The 15,524-nt window shown below is 63.4% G+C and carries 14 protein-coding genes; 2 read left to right on the top strand and 12 right to left on the bottom strand.

Annotation, left to right across the window (positions count from 1 at the left end; translation table 11 throughout):
* Nucleotides 1-22 precede the first annotated feature (22 nt).
* The 11 genes from BRX37_RS17330 to BRX37_RS17380 form a co-directional block, all read right to left on the bottom strand.
* Nucleotides 23-538: a thermonuclease family protein gene (locus tag BRX37_RS17330; RefSeq protein WP_063976898.1), complete on the bottom strand. Its 516-nt coding sequence runs from the start codon at nt 536-538 to the stop codon at nt 23-25.
* A complete protein-coding gene (locus BRX37_RS17335) occupies nt 535-741 on the bottom strand; it encodes a hypothetical protein (RefSeq protein ID WP_063976897.1) in 207 nt (68 codons plus the stop codon). The genes BRX37_RS17330 and BRX37_RS17335 overlap by 4 nt, the downstream gene beginning before the upstream one ends.
* 32 nt (nt 742-773) lie before the next feature.
* Complete coding sequence (locus BRX37_RS17340; protein WP_063976896.1) at nt 774-1,388, bottom strand: DUF6927 domain-containing protein; 615 nt, start codon at nt 1,386-1,388, stop codon at nt 774-776.
* A 34-nt stretch (nt 1,389-1,422) separates the two neighbouring features.
* Nucleotides 1,423-2,067 (bottom strand): hypothetical protein, encoded by a 645-nt coding sequence (locus tag BRX37_RS17345; RefSeq protein ID WP_063976895.1) that lies wholly within the window; start codon nt 2,065-2,067, stop codon nt 1,423-1,425.
* Nucleotides 2,068-2,135: 68 nt separating this feature from the next.
* The gene (locus tag BRX37_RS17350) at nt 2,136-2,624 is read right to left on the bottom strand and encodes a hypothetical protein (RefSeq protein ID WP_063976894.1); all 489 of its coding nucleotides are present in this window, start codon (nt 2,622-2,624) and stop codon (nt 2,136-2,138) included.
* A 15-nt stretch (nt 2,625-2,639) separates the two neighbouring features.
* Nucleotides 2,640-3,578: an ArdC family protein gene (locus BRX37_RS17355; RefSeq protein WP_063976893.1), complete on the bottom strand. Its 939-nt coding sequence runs from the start codon at nt 3,576-3,578 to the stop codon at nt 2,640-2,642.
* 112 nt (nt 3,579-3,690) lie between these two features.
* Nucleotides 3,691-5,787, bottom strand: a complete 2,097-nt coding sequence (locus BRX37_RS17360; RefSeq protein WP_125988454.1) for a ParB/RepB/Spo0J family partition protein — start codon at nt 5,785-5,787, stop codon at nt 3,691-3,693.
* Between the two features lie 155 nt (nt 5,788-5,942).
* Nucleotides 5,943-10,151: a strawberry notch family protein gene (locus tag BRX37_RS17365; RefSeq protein ID WP_063977165.1), complete on the bottom strand. Its 4,209-nt coding sequence runs from the start codon at nt 10,149-10,151 to the stop codon at nt 5,943-5,945.
* 57 nt (nt 10,152-10,208) lie between these two features.
* Nucleotides 10,209-11,048 carry a DUF7146 domain-containing protein gene (locus BRX37_RS17370; protein ID WP_063977164.1) on the bottom strand — a complete coding sequence of 280 codons (840 nt, stop codon included), beginning with the start codon at nt 11,046-11,048 and terminating at the stop codon, nt 10,209-10,211.
* A 52-nt stretch (nt 11,049-11,100) separates the two neighbouring features.
* The gene (locus BRX37_RS17375) at nt 11,101-11,394 is read right to left on the bottom strand and encodes a chromosome partitioning protein ParB (protein ID WP_081261105.1); all 294 of its coding nucleotides are present in this window, start codon (nt 11,392-11,394) and stop codon (nt 11,101-11,103) included.
* Nucleotides 11,391-12,053 carry a ParA family protein gene (locus tag BRX37_RS17380; RefSeq protein WP_063977163.1) on the bottom strand — a complete coding sequence of 221 codons (663 nt, stop codon included), beginning with the start codon at nt 12,051-12,053 and terminating at the stop codon, nt 11,391-11,393. The genes BRX37_RS17375 and BRX37_RS17380 overlap by 4 nt, the downstream gene beginning before the upstream one ends.
* A 757-nt stretch (nt 12,054-12,810) precedes the next feature.
* Between BRX37_RS17380 and BRX37_RS17385 the strand changes: the two genes are divergently transcribed.
* The gene (locus BRX37_RS17385) at nt 12,811-13,557 is read left to right on the top strand and encodes a lytic transglycosylase domain-containing protein (protein ID WP_234781661.1); all 747 of its coding nucleotides are present in this window, start codon (nt 12,811-12,813) and stop codon (nt 13,555-13,557) included.
* Here BRX37_RS17385 and BRX37_RS17390 read toward each other — a convergent pair.
* Nucleotides 13,524-13,799, bottom strand: a complete 276-nt coding sequence (locus tag BRX37_RS17390) for a hypothetical protein (RefSeq protein ID WP_063977162.1) — start codon at nt 13,797-13,799, stop codon at nt 13,524-13,526. The two genes, BRX37_RS17385 and BRX37_RS17390, sit on opposite strands and share 34 nt — an antisense overlap.
* A gap of 273 nt (nt 13,800-14,072) precedes the next feature.
* Here BRX37_RS17390 and istA point away from each other — a divergent pair.
* Nucleotides 14,073-15,524: IS21 family transposase (gene istA / locus BRX37_RS17395; RefSeq protein ID WP_318276744.1), on the top strand; the 1,452-nt coding region annotated here is incomplete at its 3' end.

The following is a 15,524-nucleotide window of genomic DNA, read 5'->3' on the forward strand; positions in this document are numbered from 1 at the left end:
GCTGCCTCAGGGAGGGAATGGGTCAGTAACGTCCTTCGCAGGCAAGCCGTTCCCCATGCCGCCAGCGTGCCGGGTCGATATATTCTCCGGCGTAGGCGCCACGCCCCTGGGTCTTCGCTTCGAGGGCTGCGGCGAGATAGGCCGATGCGCGCTCGGGATCGCTGCGCAGATACTGGGTCGCCGGCACCGCCAGGCCTTCCCGGATCATCCTTTCGCCCAGATCCTGTCCATCGACGGTGACGATCGCGACCGGTCGGCCATAGCTGTTGGCGCCGGTGGGCGTGACGGTGGCGGTGCCGCTTTTGAGTATCCGGGATGCCAAATCCTGCGCCAGCTTTCCGCATGGGTAGCAGGAACCCTTTGTCGAGCACATTTGCTTGCGCTCGAAGGCGTCGGCACCCGACAGGCGAAAGTCGATCGAGACGGTGTCGCCGTCGATCGCCCTGCCCTTCCCGCTGATCGGGCTGTCGTCGGGCGGTGGCGAGACCGCGCCGCAGGCGGCAAGGGCCGCGAGCAGAAAAGGAAGCGCGCTCCTCATGCGTAGCGCAGTTCGACTTCGACGTTCGGCCCATCGACGATGAAGGGCACGACGCAAAAGGGCTGGAGGGGTTCGGCGGTACGCACGATCGACACATGGCGCGCGCCCGCGTCGAACATGCGGGCAGCGACCGCCTGTGCGTTGGCGCGGCTGCACAGTCGCCAACGCTTGGGACTGATGGAGGTGGGAGTTTGGGCGGACATGGGGGTCATCCTGACTGGGGCGGCGGCGTCGATCAACCGAACACCGTCTTGTGGACGCGGGTTTGCGGCACGAGCGTCCAGGGGAGGTCTCGCAGGCCGCCGATGCGGTAGGAAGGATAGCCAGATCCCGGTTTTGCCAACGCGATCTTGCGGCCGCGCTTGTGGACGATGAACTCGTCGCCCTCATAGCCGTCGGTGAAGCGCACAGGGTTCGGCAGGCGGATGTGCATGCCGTGTTCGAGTTGCCGGGTGGGGCGAGCGAGACGTTCGAGGCAGCGCCGGCGCCAGTGCAGCGCACCGGGATCGTCGGTATCGCCCAGCAGCGCGAGGATGCGCTCGGGGCATTCCGCCTCGCATGGCCCCATATGTTCGGTCATATCCTTGAAGGCGAACACATACCCGTCCTTCGCCCGCGGGTTCCAGGTAACGAGGCAAACGATGGCGAAAGCGGGTTCATCGATGCCATCGGTCGAAGGCACCGCGGCCGCGTACCAGACCTTGTTGCGAAGACACGAGGAGGCAATGACGCGCAGCCCCTTGCCTTTCCCGTCGGCATCGCGCCGGTCGTAGGTGAACTGTGCCTCAAGATAGGCCTTGGGGGTTTGGTGGGGATACATGGATGACAGGGGCATGCTGAGCCAGCCCATGGCGGCGTCCTTTCGAAATGCGGTGGCATGAAGGTCAGGCGAACAGGCCGACCGGATCTGTGCGGGGGGCCGAGAGACGCAATTCCCGGCGCAGGCGGGCCGCGAACCGTTCGGGTGCCAGGAGGTCGCGGATCGACGCGAAGCGGCGAACGTCGCCGATGCAATCGTGAAGACCATCGACACGGCGATAAATGACCTCGCTGTCGGGACCCGGTGCGCCCAGTGACAGCTGGACGTGGACCTCCTCGCCATGAAGCGTGATTTCGCCCGATTGCGAGGGGTGGCTGCGGTTCGAGTGGATGCGGTAGCGCCCGTCTTCGAGACCGAGCGCATCGGCGAGACGCCGCATGGCCTTGCGACCGTCGGCGTGGAAGCGATCCTTTGCAGCTGCGTCATGGGCGACGCCGCGCACCGCGAGCGTGAGCAAGGCCGGGAAGCGTCGTAATTCGGCGATGGTATCGATGCAGCGACGCCGCAACAGGCTTTCATCGCTGCCCGCGCCGGCGATCGTGCCCAGATGCCGGGCAAGGAGGATCACTGCCGGATCGGTTTCGGCATTCTTGCCGGCATTGCGGCAATCGTCGATCGCGGTCGTGATCGCGTGAAGGGCGGCGGTGATCGTGGCGAGCGCACTGGGGTCGAGTGCCTGCTGGTGACGAAAGGCGACATCGTAGGACATGGCGGTCTCCTCGAGCGCCCTATGCGCTCGACTCCCCGCCATCCCCCTTCCCTCCCTGTCTCCGGGTCTCAGGCGCTATCGCGATCGTCGACCGCGATCAGCGTGTCGATCGCGACAGCGAGAGCCGTTTCGTCGCCGTTGACGATGCGCGCCGTCGGCCTTGCCGCAAGGACGCGGGCGCGAACATCGTCCAGCGCCCGGCCCTTGAGGGCATAGGTGAACACCTGGCCGTCTTCGATCGTCACCAGTTTCGTGCGACATTGCGCGCGCAGCCTTTTCGTTTCGGTCGCGCGGGTGATGAGCGCCGCGACCTCGAACTCGAGACAGTGGGGAAGGACGCTGTCGCCGAGCCGCGAGGCTGGCCTGTTGGCGGCGAGCCATGCGTTGACGGCGTCCTCGGTGACGGTCCCTGTAGGATGGAAGTCGTCCGCGCCGCCCGAGCCACGGTTCGAGGCGAGGAAGGCTTTGTTGCCATCGATCCAGATTTCCGCGCTGTAGCAGGCGGTCTCGTGCGAGAGGGAAGCGACGAGCTGCAATTTGCGCAGTTCGATGTGCATGGCGGGCTCTCCGTGTCATGCCGCAAGGGCTTGCGATGTGTGGGGTTGGGCGGCTTGGGCTGCGGCTGCCTCCCTGAGCCAGGCCACGGCCTGCTCGGCTTTCGCCGCGGCCTTGATGATCGCGCTCGCATCGCCTTTCAGAATGCGCAGCCAGTTGTCGATGTAGCTGGCGTGATTGTCGTGGAGCTCACCGGGAAGATCGAGATCGGCGCACACCAGACATTGCCCGATGCAGGCGACCAGTTCCTCGAACGCATAGGCGTTGTCGCCGAAGCGTTTGCCGAACTCGCGCGCGAGCCGCTGCGGTGCCCCTGAATAATGCACATATTCGTGCGCCAGGGTGCTGGCATAATGATCGTCCGACTTGAACGCGCCGCGCATCGGCATCTGGATATAGTCGCCGATCGGCGAGTAATAGGCTTGGTCTCCGCCATGTCGCACAGTGCCGGGCAAGGCTCCGAAGAACGCGTCGATCGCGGCGCGATGCACGCTTTCGACCCGCGGTTCGGGCGCTGCTGCGACAGGATAATAATAGGCCGGGAGGCCGTCGATCTGATCGACGTTAAAAACGGTATAGGACCGCAGGAAACGGATATTCTTCGTGGCCGCTTCGCCGGTCATCCGATCGGTATCGGTCTTCGAGAAGCTCGAATAATAGACGCTGTGGGCGCCGCGCTCGCCGCGCCGGACCTGCCCGCCCAGTTCGGTGGCCTGGCGATAGGTCATCCAGTTGCGGCCCGCATAGCCCTGTGCGTCGCCGATCGCCCAGAGATAGAGAGCGTTGATGCCGGTATAGGGTGTGCCGCAATGGCGGAGCGGACGGCCCCCTGCTCCGGTCAGGCCCCAGGGTCTGGACCAGGGGAGAACCCCCGCTTCCAGCTTGGCGATGATAAGGCTTGTGATCTCGGCCGCGACGTCGCGGCGCGGTCCTGCGGGTTTGCGTGTAAAGGTCATGGCGATGTCCTCGCGTCGCGGCCTGTCGCTTCGGGCCGCGGATAAAAAGAAAGCGGCGCGCCCCGGTATCGGGACGCGCCGCAGGGAAAGCCCAGGAGACGATGGGCGGGGGTTATTCGGCAGCGATCAGCGTGGGATCGGTCTCGTCGGAGGCAGTGCCGTCGTCCGGCAGGACTGCGTCCTGCGTATCGACATGGTCGCTCTCGGCGTCATCGGCATCCTCTGTCTCGATACCCTCGCCCTCATCGAATGCCTCGTCGTCGAGATCGCCCTCGTCGAAGTCGCTTTCGTCCACCAGCGCGGAGGCGATGTCGTAGCGCATGGCATCGGGCACCCAGGCCAGCGCGGCGTCTTTGGTCTCCGCCTCGGTGATTGCTTCGCCGGCGAACAGCTTCTCGCAGCTCGAAGAGATCTCGCCCTTCTTCGACCCCATGTAGCGAGCCGCGAGCGGGGCACCGCCGACCTGGGTCAACAGCGCGAGAAGGGTTCCCTTGGACACGCGATCGAAGAAGTTTGCCGAAGTCGGCCGCCACCATTTGGCCGGTTCGATCTCGAGGATGCTCGCGAGGCGGGCATGGAGCGGGTTGGTCTTGACCGAGTTATAATCGTCCTTGGCCTCGAGCGAGGACGCGACGACGATGGCAAGCCATGCGGCCTTGGCGTCGTCGTCGAGCGCGCGGAACCCTTCGAACCGGGTGACTGGATCTGAGGCCTGCGTCCAACTGGTGTCGAGCCCTTCGCGCGCATCGGCGATCGCCTGCTGGGCCTGGGTCGCAGGCTGATCCTTGGGCATCTGGGGGTCCTGCGGATGGTTTGCCCGCAGTGTGGTGCCATATCGGGTAAAATGCGTCGGGTCGGCGAGCGCGAAGAGCATGTAATCGAGCGCGAGCGCCGGATCGCCAAGGATCGAGGCAGCGAGAATATCGCGGCGCTGAACGGCCAGTTCATCGTGCAGACGGGCGCTGAGCGCCTTGCCCCCCGGTGCGACCGCTTCGGGCGGCAAAGGGGCGGTTTCGCGCGAGGACGGCGAAGAGGGGACCGGACGATCGTCGCCGGGGAGGCGGACAGGCGCCTCGCTGTAGTAGGTGGTGTCGAGCACCATCTTGCCGTCACGGCCGAGCGTCAGGAACACCCCGACCTGCCCCTTGATCTCGTCGGTGAGTTCGGGTGCCTTGGAGTTGAGCGCCTCATATTCCTCGCGCAGCGCGTCATACTCTTCCTCGAGCTTGCCGTAGGCGTCGGGTTCGAGGCTCTCGTCGGACATTTCCTCCTCGAGCACTTCGCATCGCTCGACGATGGCATCGGACCGTTCGGCCTCTTCCTGCGTCATCGGTGCGGGCGGGAGCACGACACGGTGAAGGTCGGAGGTGATGCCGTAGAGACTGGTGGTCGCAACGGGGCGGACCCATGCGACGCCCAGATTCTCGCCGAGGCGTTTGGCTTCCGCCTCCATGATCGCGGCAGCCAGGGTCTGAGCCAGTTCCGGATCGGTCCACCGATCCCCGTCCTCGCTGAAGAGTTCACGCTCGATGCGTCCGCCCGCCGCGACATAGGCATCGGCGCCGACAAGCACGGCAACCGGGTCGGTCGCTTTCATGCTATCGTTGGCGATGGCCCTTCGGATGCTGTCGGCATTGACGTAGGAGTTGTGGCCGTATTGCTGGAAGACGCGTTCCTGCTTGGCGACATCCTCGGTCGAGCCATAGGCCTTGGCGAGGTCGAGCGATATCCGTCCTTCGGAAAGCGCCTCGAAGATCGGGGGCGCGAGATTGGCGAGACGCAGCCGCCCTTCGATGAAGCGGCGGGTCTGCCCGAAGCGGCGTGCAACCGCCTCGATGTCGCCATCGGCTTTGAGAAAATGCTGGAAGGCAACGCATTCCTCGGCAGGGGTCATTGCCTCGCGCTGGAAATTCTCGGTGAGCGAAACTTCGCGCAGGTCGGCTTCGTCGCCGCTGATCACCTTGACCGGCACATCATATTGGGCCGCATCGATCTCGCCGGCTTCCGCCAGCATCATCGCGCCGAGATAGCGTCGATCGCCGGCAATGATCTCGAACATGCCCTTGGGGCGGGCAGCGGTGACGAGCAGATTCTGCATGATGCCGCGGGCGCGGATGCTCGCCGCCATCGCCTCGATGTTCTTCGGCGGGGTCGTGCGGACATTCTTGTCGGAGCGCTTGAGCTTGGCGAGTTTGACGGTCTGGGTCATTTGGGGTCTCCATGAGCATGATGGTGTCCGGCGCGCGTCTTTCCCCACACCGGACACCCTCCCCGATCCTCCTCCCCTTCCCGTCCCGCGCTTCGCGGGGGTTAGCCACGGGGGTCATGGCCCGAAGCGCAGGAGAAACGGGTATCGGCGGGAGGTCAGGCGGTCAGGCGCGCAAGCACCGCATCGGCAGTTTCGACCGGCACGAAGACGCGGGTCTTGTAGGCGATGATTTCGGTGAAGCAGCCGATCGACTTCAGCCACGGCAGCTGGTTGGCCGGAGCGCCCACGATCTCGATGCGGGGGCTGGTGTTGACGCGGACGCGTTTGACCTCGCATGCGAATGGCCGTTTGATGGTCACGGTGCCACCTTCGAGGGCGGCCTTGACGACTTCCGCAGGGCTAAGGACATCGTTGCTCTCAAGCCCCAGTTTGGAAAACAGTGCGGGCACGTCGCGGGGAAACACCATGCGCCCGAGCCACGAGCGCCCGCTGTCGTCGACCACCCGGTTGACGACGAGATGATCGCTGGGAAGGGCCGACCAGATCGGCAGCAGGAGTCCGGTCGCAAGGCGGATCGTCTCGGTGTCGACCTTGTCGAGGATCTCACGGACCTCGGCGCTCCATTCTTCCTCGAACCGCGCGCGCGAACATTCGCTCCAGGCCGTCTCGTAAAGATCGTTGAGCGCCAGATACTCGTGACGGGAGGGACGCATCAGTTCGATCCGGGGAATCGCCACGCCATCTTCGGTCAGCCAGGGCCGTGCGTTGGTGCGCAGGGCAACCTTGCCGGACTTGCCGTTGCGCACGAAAGCCGCGCTTCTGTCGGTATCGGCGATCCGCAGGACGCGCTCGAGCGAAACCGGATTGCGGCGGCGGGTGACCTCGATCGTGAGGAGATGGGACGTCGCTTTGCTGACCGGATCGGTGCGCAAGATCCTGTCGTCGAGGACGGTTGCTGTCTCCACCGTCATGGTCTCGACGCCGACATCGAGCGTGCCTGCCTCGCGCGCGGCAGCGACGCGGGCTTCGACCAGGGCGAGAAACTCGTCGAAGATGACGTTCTGCAAGCCGATCGGCAGCGCCAGAAGGCGGTTGAGCCAGCGCTGGATGGGGGGCAGGTCCTCCTTCAGCACGCCATCGGTGTCGAGCAGTTCAAGCCCGGTGCGGTGTTGGAAGTCTGTGAGGTTGGTGCTGGTGAGCTTGCCGGCGACCAGCAGATGATACCAGCTGACGAGGGCCGCCTTGGCATATTCGCTTTCCAGATTGTCGGCGGGATCGAACAGGTTCTGCCCGCCGGTCTGGCGCTGACCGCGAGTGAGCGCGCCCAGGCTGTCGAGCCGGCGCGCGATCGTCGAGGTGAAGCGCAGTTCGCCCTTGCAGTCGGTGGTCACGGGCCGGAAGAGAGGCGAGCAGGCCTGATGGGTGCGATGCGTGCGTCCGAGGCCCTGGATCGCCCGATCGGCCCGCCATCCCGGTTCGAGGAGCAGATGCGCACGCTGTTGCTGGTTCCTGGCGTCGAGGCTGGCATGGTAGGAGCGCCCGGTCCCGCCCGCGTCCGAGAAGACGAGGATGCGTTTGGTGCCCTCCATGAATGCGGCGGAGTCGGCCTGGGTGGCGCGCGCGGAACGCGATTCGAGCTTCTGCCCGCCACCTGGCAGATTGATGAGCCGCTTGGTGCGTCCGGTGACCTCGGCCACCATCTCGGTGCCGAACCGCGTGATGATGGCGTCGAGGACGGCGGCGATCGGCGGCAGGGCGCATAGCTGCTCGATCAGATTGTCGCGCTCCGCTTCGGCTTCCGGGTTGGTGACAGGGTTGCCGTTGGCATCGAGCAGCGGTCGCGATCGGACCTCGCCGGTGTCGTCACGGTAGAAGGTCATCTGCTGAACCGGAAAGGCGCGGGTCAGATAGTCGATGACGGCTTCGCGGGGCGAAAGATCGATGTCGAGATCCGCGCGCTCATCGGCCGAGAGTTCGCCGAGGCGGCGGTCGAGGATGGCTTCGGCCGTCGTCACCAGCTGCAACACGACGGATTGATCTGCGGCAAGATGCTGTTCGATCGCGGCGATGACGGTCGGCAGCTTCGACGACAGGAGGAGTGCGCCGAAAAAGCGTTGCTTGCATCCCTCGAACCGTGAGCGCGCTGCGGCCTTGGCGCCGGAGTTCAGGGTCTTGCCCTCGGCAGCATCCACGACGCCGGTGAGTTCGAGGGCTTTTTCCAGACCGCGGTGAATGATTGCCCATGCGTCGGCATAGGTGTCATAGACTTCGATCTGTTCGGGCGTCAGTTCGTGGCGCAGGATGTCGTATTCGACGCCTGCGAAGCTGAGTGCGCGCGCGGTATAGAGTCCTGTGGCCTTGAGATCGCGGGCGACCAGCTCCATCGCCGCGATGCCACCCTGACGGATCTGGGTGATAAAGGCTTCACGGTTGGCGAAGGCGGTATCTGGCCCCCACAGGCCGAGCCGCACCGCATAGGCAAGATTGTTGACCTCGGACGCGCCGGTGGCGGACGCATAGAGCACGCGCGCGAGCGGCAGATGGTTCTGGAGCAGGACCCCTGCGATGCCCTGCTGCGACCCCTTCTTGGTGCCCATCGATCCCTCGCCGCCTGCAACGCCGCCCATCTCATGGGCTTCGTCGAAAGCGATCACGCCGTCGAAATCGGCACCTGCCCAGGCAATGATCTGGTCGAGCCGCGTGGCATCGCCCCGGTTTGAGCGCAGGGTCGGATAGGTGACGAACAGGACTCCCTCGGCCATCGATATCGGCTCGTCGATTTTCCAGCGCGAGAGCGGCTGCACATCGGCGGCAAGACCGCCCAGCGCGGTCCAGTCCCGGATCGCATCGGCGTGCAGTGCTTCGTTCTTGCTGATCCAGATATTCTTGCGACGACCGGCAAGCCAGTTGTCCAGAATGACGGCCGCGACCTGACGCCCCTTCCCTGCCCCGGTGCCGTCGCCCAGGAAATAGCCTTTGCGATAGGCCCGACCGTCGTCGGCGAGGACCAGGCCGACGCCTTCCTTGTCGGGCTTTGACAGGCCGGGGATGAACTGGGTCCAGGCATGACCGGCATAGACGACGGTCTCGAGTTGCGAGGAGGACAACAGCCTGTCCGTCACGGTTCGCTCAGGGAGCGCGGGCACATGGGAGGGGATCGGCGCCGGGATCGAGCCCATGGCGATGGATTCGACCAGGGCGGTCGGATGCTCCCCAGCGGTATCGAAGACGATCCGGCTCGGGCGATAGGGAAGATAGACGCCGGTCTGCTCGGCCAGCGGTGCCGCCGTTTCGAGGACGGCATAGCTTACGGGAAGCACGTCGTTGCGCGCCGGTGCGCGGAAGATTCGCGGCGTGGCGGCGGGCTTCGACTTGACGCTGCGCATCAGCGAGATCGGGCCGCTGCGTTTGACAGGCGTTGGCGCGACCGCGGTCATTGGCAGGCGTGGCGGGATCGCGAGGACATCGAGAAGGTCAGCGACATCGCGGCGCTGGATCGTTGTTGTCGTGGTATCGCCCACGGCCTTGTCGATGACGTAAAGGCGGACTGCGACCCCGGTGCCGTGCTTGCCATAGGCATGGGTGAGCCGGATCGAGGTGCGGAGGCTGACGCTGGCGAGCGTGGTCGACCAGACCGATGCCATGCGTGCCGATTGCGCAAACCAGTCGGGCATGATTGCCACGACGCGTCCCCCCGGTGCCAGACGTTTGATGGCGGCCTGGAGATGGCGGACGGCTGCCAACGCATCGGCGCCGCGGCCGAGCGACCGCGAGAATGGCGGGTTCATGAGGATGAGGCCGGGGCGCGGTGCTGCCGTCATGACGCTGGCGATCTGTGCGCCGTCATGCCCTGTGACGCTGGCAAGTGGATAGGCCGCTGCTAACCGAGCGCGGCGGGCCGGGTCGATCTCATTGAGATGAAGCGCCGCGACAGGTGGCAGGCAGGCGATCAGCAGGCCGTTGCCCGCGCTCGGTTCAAGGACGATATCGTCGTCCTGTGGCGCGGCAAGCAAGCAGGCAACCGCCGCAAGGTCGAGCGGCGTCGAGAATTGCTGCCAGTCGATCTGTTCCTCGCTGCGGACGGTCTGGGTGGGAAGTCGGCCGACAAGAGCGATCGCCTCTGCGATGCTTGGAGGCTTTGCCCCGCCATTGACCGCCAGGACGGTCGCATGCTCGAGGATTTCGAAGCTCTCGCGCTGGGTCCAGTGGCCATCGGCGTCGCTGCCGCCAAAGGCGTTTGCCATTGCGTCGTTAAGCTTGGCGCGGGTGATTTTGACCCCGCTTGCGATCGAGGCCGCGACGTGACGGGCAGCAGCGGTGGCATTTCCGGCGCGGGCAGGCGCCGTATCGAACAGGTCGGTCATGGGGATCTCCAGGGCTTGGGCTGCTCGTGCAGCTCGCAAACCCGATCCCCCTCCCCTTCAGGCTCCTGGCTTCAGGACGTCGGCCCAGTCGCCGAAGCGCGGCGGTGGCGGCATCCGCTTGAGGATGAACCCCTGTGGGCGGTAGGCGGCCCAGGCTTTCCGCCGCGCGCGCCGCCCTTCGAAATCATTATCCTCGGCGAAGATGAGCGTGGTGACACTCGCGGGGATATAAACACGGTCGAGGCGCGCTGCGCCAAGGGTCGCCCAGCAGGGAATGCCGTGGATCTGGCTGAAGGCAGCCGACGTCTCGAACCCTTCGCCAAGGGCGAGTGTCTCGCGAACGCGCACCCCCTGCCACGTCGCGCCGCCCGGCGTTCCCAGGGTGACCTTGTCGAGATAGCTCCCGGTCTCAAGGTCGAGGAAAATACGCTGGATCGCTCGAAGTACGCGCCCTTCCCGCGCCGCGACCAGGAGGGCCGGGAGAAAACGGGTCAGGGGCTTTGGACCCCACGGGCAGCGCGGATGAAAGCGCAAGTCGTCGAATGTGCCGGTGATACCGCGAAAGCGCAGATAGGCTTGCGCCGGCGTACCCTCGATCGGGAGAGCATCGTTCCACAATCGCTCGAGATTTGCGGGGCGTCCAGCGCGCTGGGCGGGAGGTGGCTCGTAGCGACGACCCGGTTCGATGCGGGCGATCTCGCGCAGGACGTCGTCTGCCGCGCAGCCGGCAAAGCAATGGACCAGGATGCCGTCATGCCCTTGCCGCAGCGACAGGCTGGGTTTGGAATCTGCGTGCGCAGGGCACCGGCACATGGCGTTGAAGCCGTGCCATGTGCCGCCAAGGGTGCCGACGATATCGACGAGGGTCTGGGTGGGTTTAAGGGCAACGAGGGGCATCACATATCCTTTCTCGTCTGCTCGACCCCCCTCCCCTTTTCTGATCGTCCTATCAGCGGTCCTTCGTAAACAGCGCCCAGGCTTCTTCGATGAGTACGCCCTGGGTGACGCCTCGGCGCTGAGCTTCATCCGCGATTTCTAATGCGACATGCGGCAGTACCTTGGCGTGGACTTGTCCTGTTCTTGGACTTGGACGCCGACCAGCCTTGCGAGGTTCAGGGTCGCGAGAAACGAACCCATGTTCTTCTGCCGCCTCGTCTGCCGCTCGGAGTGCAGACGCATCTTGTGGTTTTGGCCGGGTTTTCAGGCCACCGATGTCGATGGCGAAACTTGGCTTTTCGGTCATCGTGCAGTCTCCTTCAGTCGTTCTACGACGGCTTGCATAAATGCTGAGGCGTTCTGCTGTGCTGCGACTGCATTCCCCTGGGGTGGCATCGTGTAGAGATCGCCACCGAATTCGAAGAGGCTGGAGAAAGCCGATCGTTCCAACAGGTCGGGTTCTATAACGTCAACGCCTTGTCCACGGAGCGAAGCGACAATCCCGGAATGCTGCTTGGAACGGACTGTTTTTGTCATCGTGAATACCGCGGCATATCGAATCTGCCGACCCAGCGATTCCTCTTCTTCCATTATCAGGGCGATCGCGCGTGCGCCGATTGTTGCATCGAGAGTGGTTGCTCGCATCGGTGTAATAACAAGATCGGCTTGCGATATCGCTCGCGACATCAGTCGTGAAGCCACACCTTCCATGTCGACGATGACGATTTCCCCATCGCGATCGAATTCTTTGATTGTTTTGATGACTGTCGATTCCGTCACGTCGTTGAGAACCTTGATTCTCGGAGGCAATGCTCCTCGGCTTGCCCAAAGGCTGACGGACATATTCGGATCGCAGTCTAGAAGCGTAACGGGCACGCCAGCGTGAGCGAGTTCCGTGGCCAGAATGACCGCTGTGGTACTCTTGCCGGCCCCTCCTTTCGGGGACGCGATCGTGATTGTTGGCATGGGGACCCCCTGAATGTTGTTGCCCGGAGCGCTTTCGCAAACCGGGTTTTGGTATCAATCGGATATGCTTATCAACCGGATTTCATCGATGACCAGATATGGCAATTAACCTGGTATATGCCATAACCGGATTGGAATGGAAACCCGGTATTGGCGTCGACCGGGTACTCGAGATGACCCGATAATTCCTTGCACCTGATAAGAGGGCTTACCCGATAATCCCTTATACCTGATAACACATCATACCTGATATTCCTAAATATCCGGTTTCCCAGATTATCGGGTGATCTCAATAATCCGGTATAACCTCTAACTCGGTTCGTCAAATTATCCGATTAGGATCGTCATGCGCCCAGGAGCGATGAGGGCGTGCACACAATCGTGCACAGCGGGCTTTGACCGAAGCCAAGTGACTTAGGGCCCGGAAGCAAAGCTCATTTGGTAGTTGCACGATCTGATACGATCAGACTGACGTCGAGTAGAGGGGCGCTCTGCCAATTTAGCTCAACAAGTCACCCCTTGACGGACGCACAGTGTAATTTTTTTCCACATTGACCGGATTGGTCGACTCTGGCTGTTTGAAGCTATGAACTCATGCCTCGCAATAAGACTTGTAACAGGTGTAACAGCGATCGCGGCCGTTTCTTCACCCGTCGCTGCGTCGCAGCGTAGAGTCGAGATCGTCGCCTTTGGTGACATATCCCGGGGTGCTGTAATTGATGTCGGTCCCGCGCGCGCTATCCCCAGGCAAGCAGACGTGCCTGAGATTGGTGTTTCGCCGGAAAGACTTCAAGCCGATTTCCGCAATATTACAGCGGGAGAGAACGCCTGGGGTTCGGATATACCGAATCCTTCGGTTTCTGTTCCTCTTTGGATGCAGACCGGCACGGTGATGACCGGCGCAGCTCGGGCTGCGCAAAATGTCGTCGCACCCTTCATGTATAGTCCGGCCGCCTGCTCAATCACGCCATACCGTCCGCGTGGCGATCTGGCCCCTTGGCAGGAGGCACGAAGAGCGCGCTATTTCCCGATGATCTCAGCCGTAGCTTGTGAAGCTGGGGTCCCGACCGGCCTTCTCGACGCTCTAGTGGCCCAGGAAAGCCAGTATGATCCGCTTGTGGTCTCGCCCAAGGGCGCCGTTGGCCTGACCCAGTTGATGCCTGGCACGGCGCGCGGGTTGGGCGTTTACAACTCTCGCGATCCGCTTGCCAATCTGAGGGGAGGGGCGAGGTATCTTCGTTCTCACCTAGACGAGTTCAAAAGGGTCGACTTGGCGCTGGCAGCCTATAATGCCGGTCCGGGTCGCGTTCGTATGCTCGGCCGGATACCGCCGTTCCGTGAGACGATCGATTATGTTGCCGCAATCACCAAGGGTTGGAGCAACGGCGTGTCAAGAATGGCGTCGATCCAGACGGCTTCCCACCCCAGTCTTCCTAGGATAGCGCAGGGCAGGGGGGTCGAATTGTTTGCCTACACATCAACGAGTGTTTCAAACCCCAGATAGTGTGCAAAATAGATCGCAATACATAAAACTGCCGGCGCACCTTGGAGATAGTTGATCTGCCAACGTACCCAGACCCTGGGGAGCACGAGCATCTTATCCAGCGTCGATGTTGTGGGAAGACCGATTCCCCCCTGTCGATAGTCGTAAGCTGTTTTGGCAATTGCGAAGGTAGCGCACATTAATGCCATGACGCCGACGGCGGCATAGAGGGAGAGCCAGGCCTGAACTGTCGCTTGGGGCATGTTCGCTACCTAACAGTAAGATCCTGTCGCTTCCTTAACTCTCTGATCGTGCCGAAGTTACCGGAGGCTGGATCAGTTTGCGCTAAGGGATGCAGTCGCGTTGAGCGCGCGAAGGGAAGGGTGGCATCGTTGGATTAGCGCTCTTAAGCTGCGCAGACTGAGGATCAGCGTGCAATAGGCACCCCCTTCGTGGGGTGATCGGCGTGCAAAAAGGACCCCTTCATCCCGGGGATTTAGTTGGCCGACTGGTTTTGATCAGTTGGCGAGAACGGGATGTTGATCGTGGAGACAGTGGTTCGGATTCGGCGTGAGCATGCAGCGGGTAAGGCGATCAAGGCGATCGCTCGTGACCTTCGTTTGTCGCGGAAGGTCGTCCGCAAAGCGATCCGGTCGCCGGAGGCGGCGTTCAACTATCAGCGCAAAGTCCAGCCGCTGCCGCGGATCGGTCCTTATCAGGATCGTCTCGATGCGCTGCTTGAGGAGAACGAAGGTCGCGGCCGTCGCGATCGGCTACGGATGACGCGTATCCATGACCTGCTGGTGCGCGAGGGGTTCGATGGATCCTATGATGCGGTGCGCCGCTATGCGGCGCGCTGGCGTGCTGCGCGGCGGAAGGATGCTGGCGAAGGCGCACCGGCGTTCATCCCGATGACCTTCCAGCCGGGTGAGGCCTACCAGTTCGACTGGAGCCACGAGGATGTGGAGATCGCCGGCAAGCCGATGCGGGTGAAGGTGGCGCATATGCGTCTCTGCGCCTCGCGCGCACCCTATGTCCGGGCCTATCCGCGCGAGGGCCAGGAGATGCTGTTCGATGCCCATGCCCGGGCGTTCGCGTTCTTTGGCGGTGTGCCGCGACGCGGTATCTACGATAATATGAAGACGGCGGTGACGGCCGTGTTCACCGGCAAGGAGCGTGTGTTCAACCGCCGCTTCTTGATCATGACCGATCATTACATGGTCGAGCCGACCGCCTGCTCGCCGGCGGCGGGATGGGAGAAGGGCCAGGTCGAGCAGCAGGTCCAGACGATCCGAGGCCGCTTCTTCCAGCCGCGGCTCCGGTTCGCCAGCCTGGCCGAGCTCAACGGGTGGCTGGAGGCCGAGTGCCGGCGCTGGGCCGAGCATCATGCCCATCCCGAACGCGGGGATATTACCGTCGCCGAGGCGCTGGATATGGAGCGACCGGCCCTGCAGCCGATCCTGGCACCGTTCGACGGCTTCCATGAGAGCGAGCATGCCGTCACCGGCACATGCCTCATCAGCTTCGATCGCAACCGCTACTCGGTCATGTCGACGGCCGCACGCCGGACCGTTCAGGTGCGCTCCTATGCCGATCGCATCGTCATACGCTGCGGCGATGCGATCGTCGGGGAGCATGAGCGCCACTTCGGTCGGAACCGCACGATATACGATCCCTGGCATTATCTGCCGGTCCTCGCGCACAAGCCCGGCGCGCTGCGTAACGGCGCACCGTTCCAGGACTGGGATCTGCCGCCCGCCCTGCACCGATTACGGCGAAGGCTCGGCACCGGGGACGAGGCCGATCGCAGGTTCGTGCGGGTCCTCTCGGCGGTCCTCACCGATGGCCTGGAGCCGGTAGATGTCAACGGGCACCGAAGATTCCGCAAAAGTGGGCATCTAAAATTCCCTAGTTTGGCGGGAGGGTTTGTGTCGGTGATCAGCCGTGATGGAGATCGGGCTTTTCCTTTGCTGGCGGGCGGCCGCGCC

The organism is Sphingomonas sp. S-NIH.Pt3_0716, from assembly GCF_003950715.1.
Taxonomy (GTDB): Bacteria; Pseudomonadota; Alphaproteobacteria; order Sphingomonadales; family Sphingomonadaceae; genus Sphingobium; species Sphingobium yanoikuyae_A.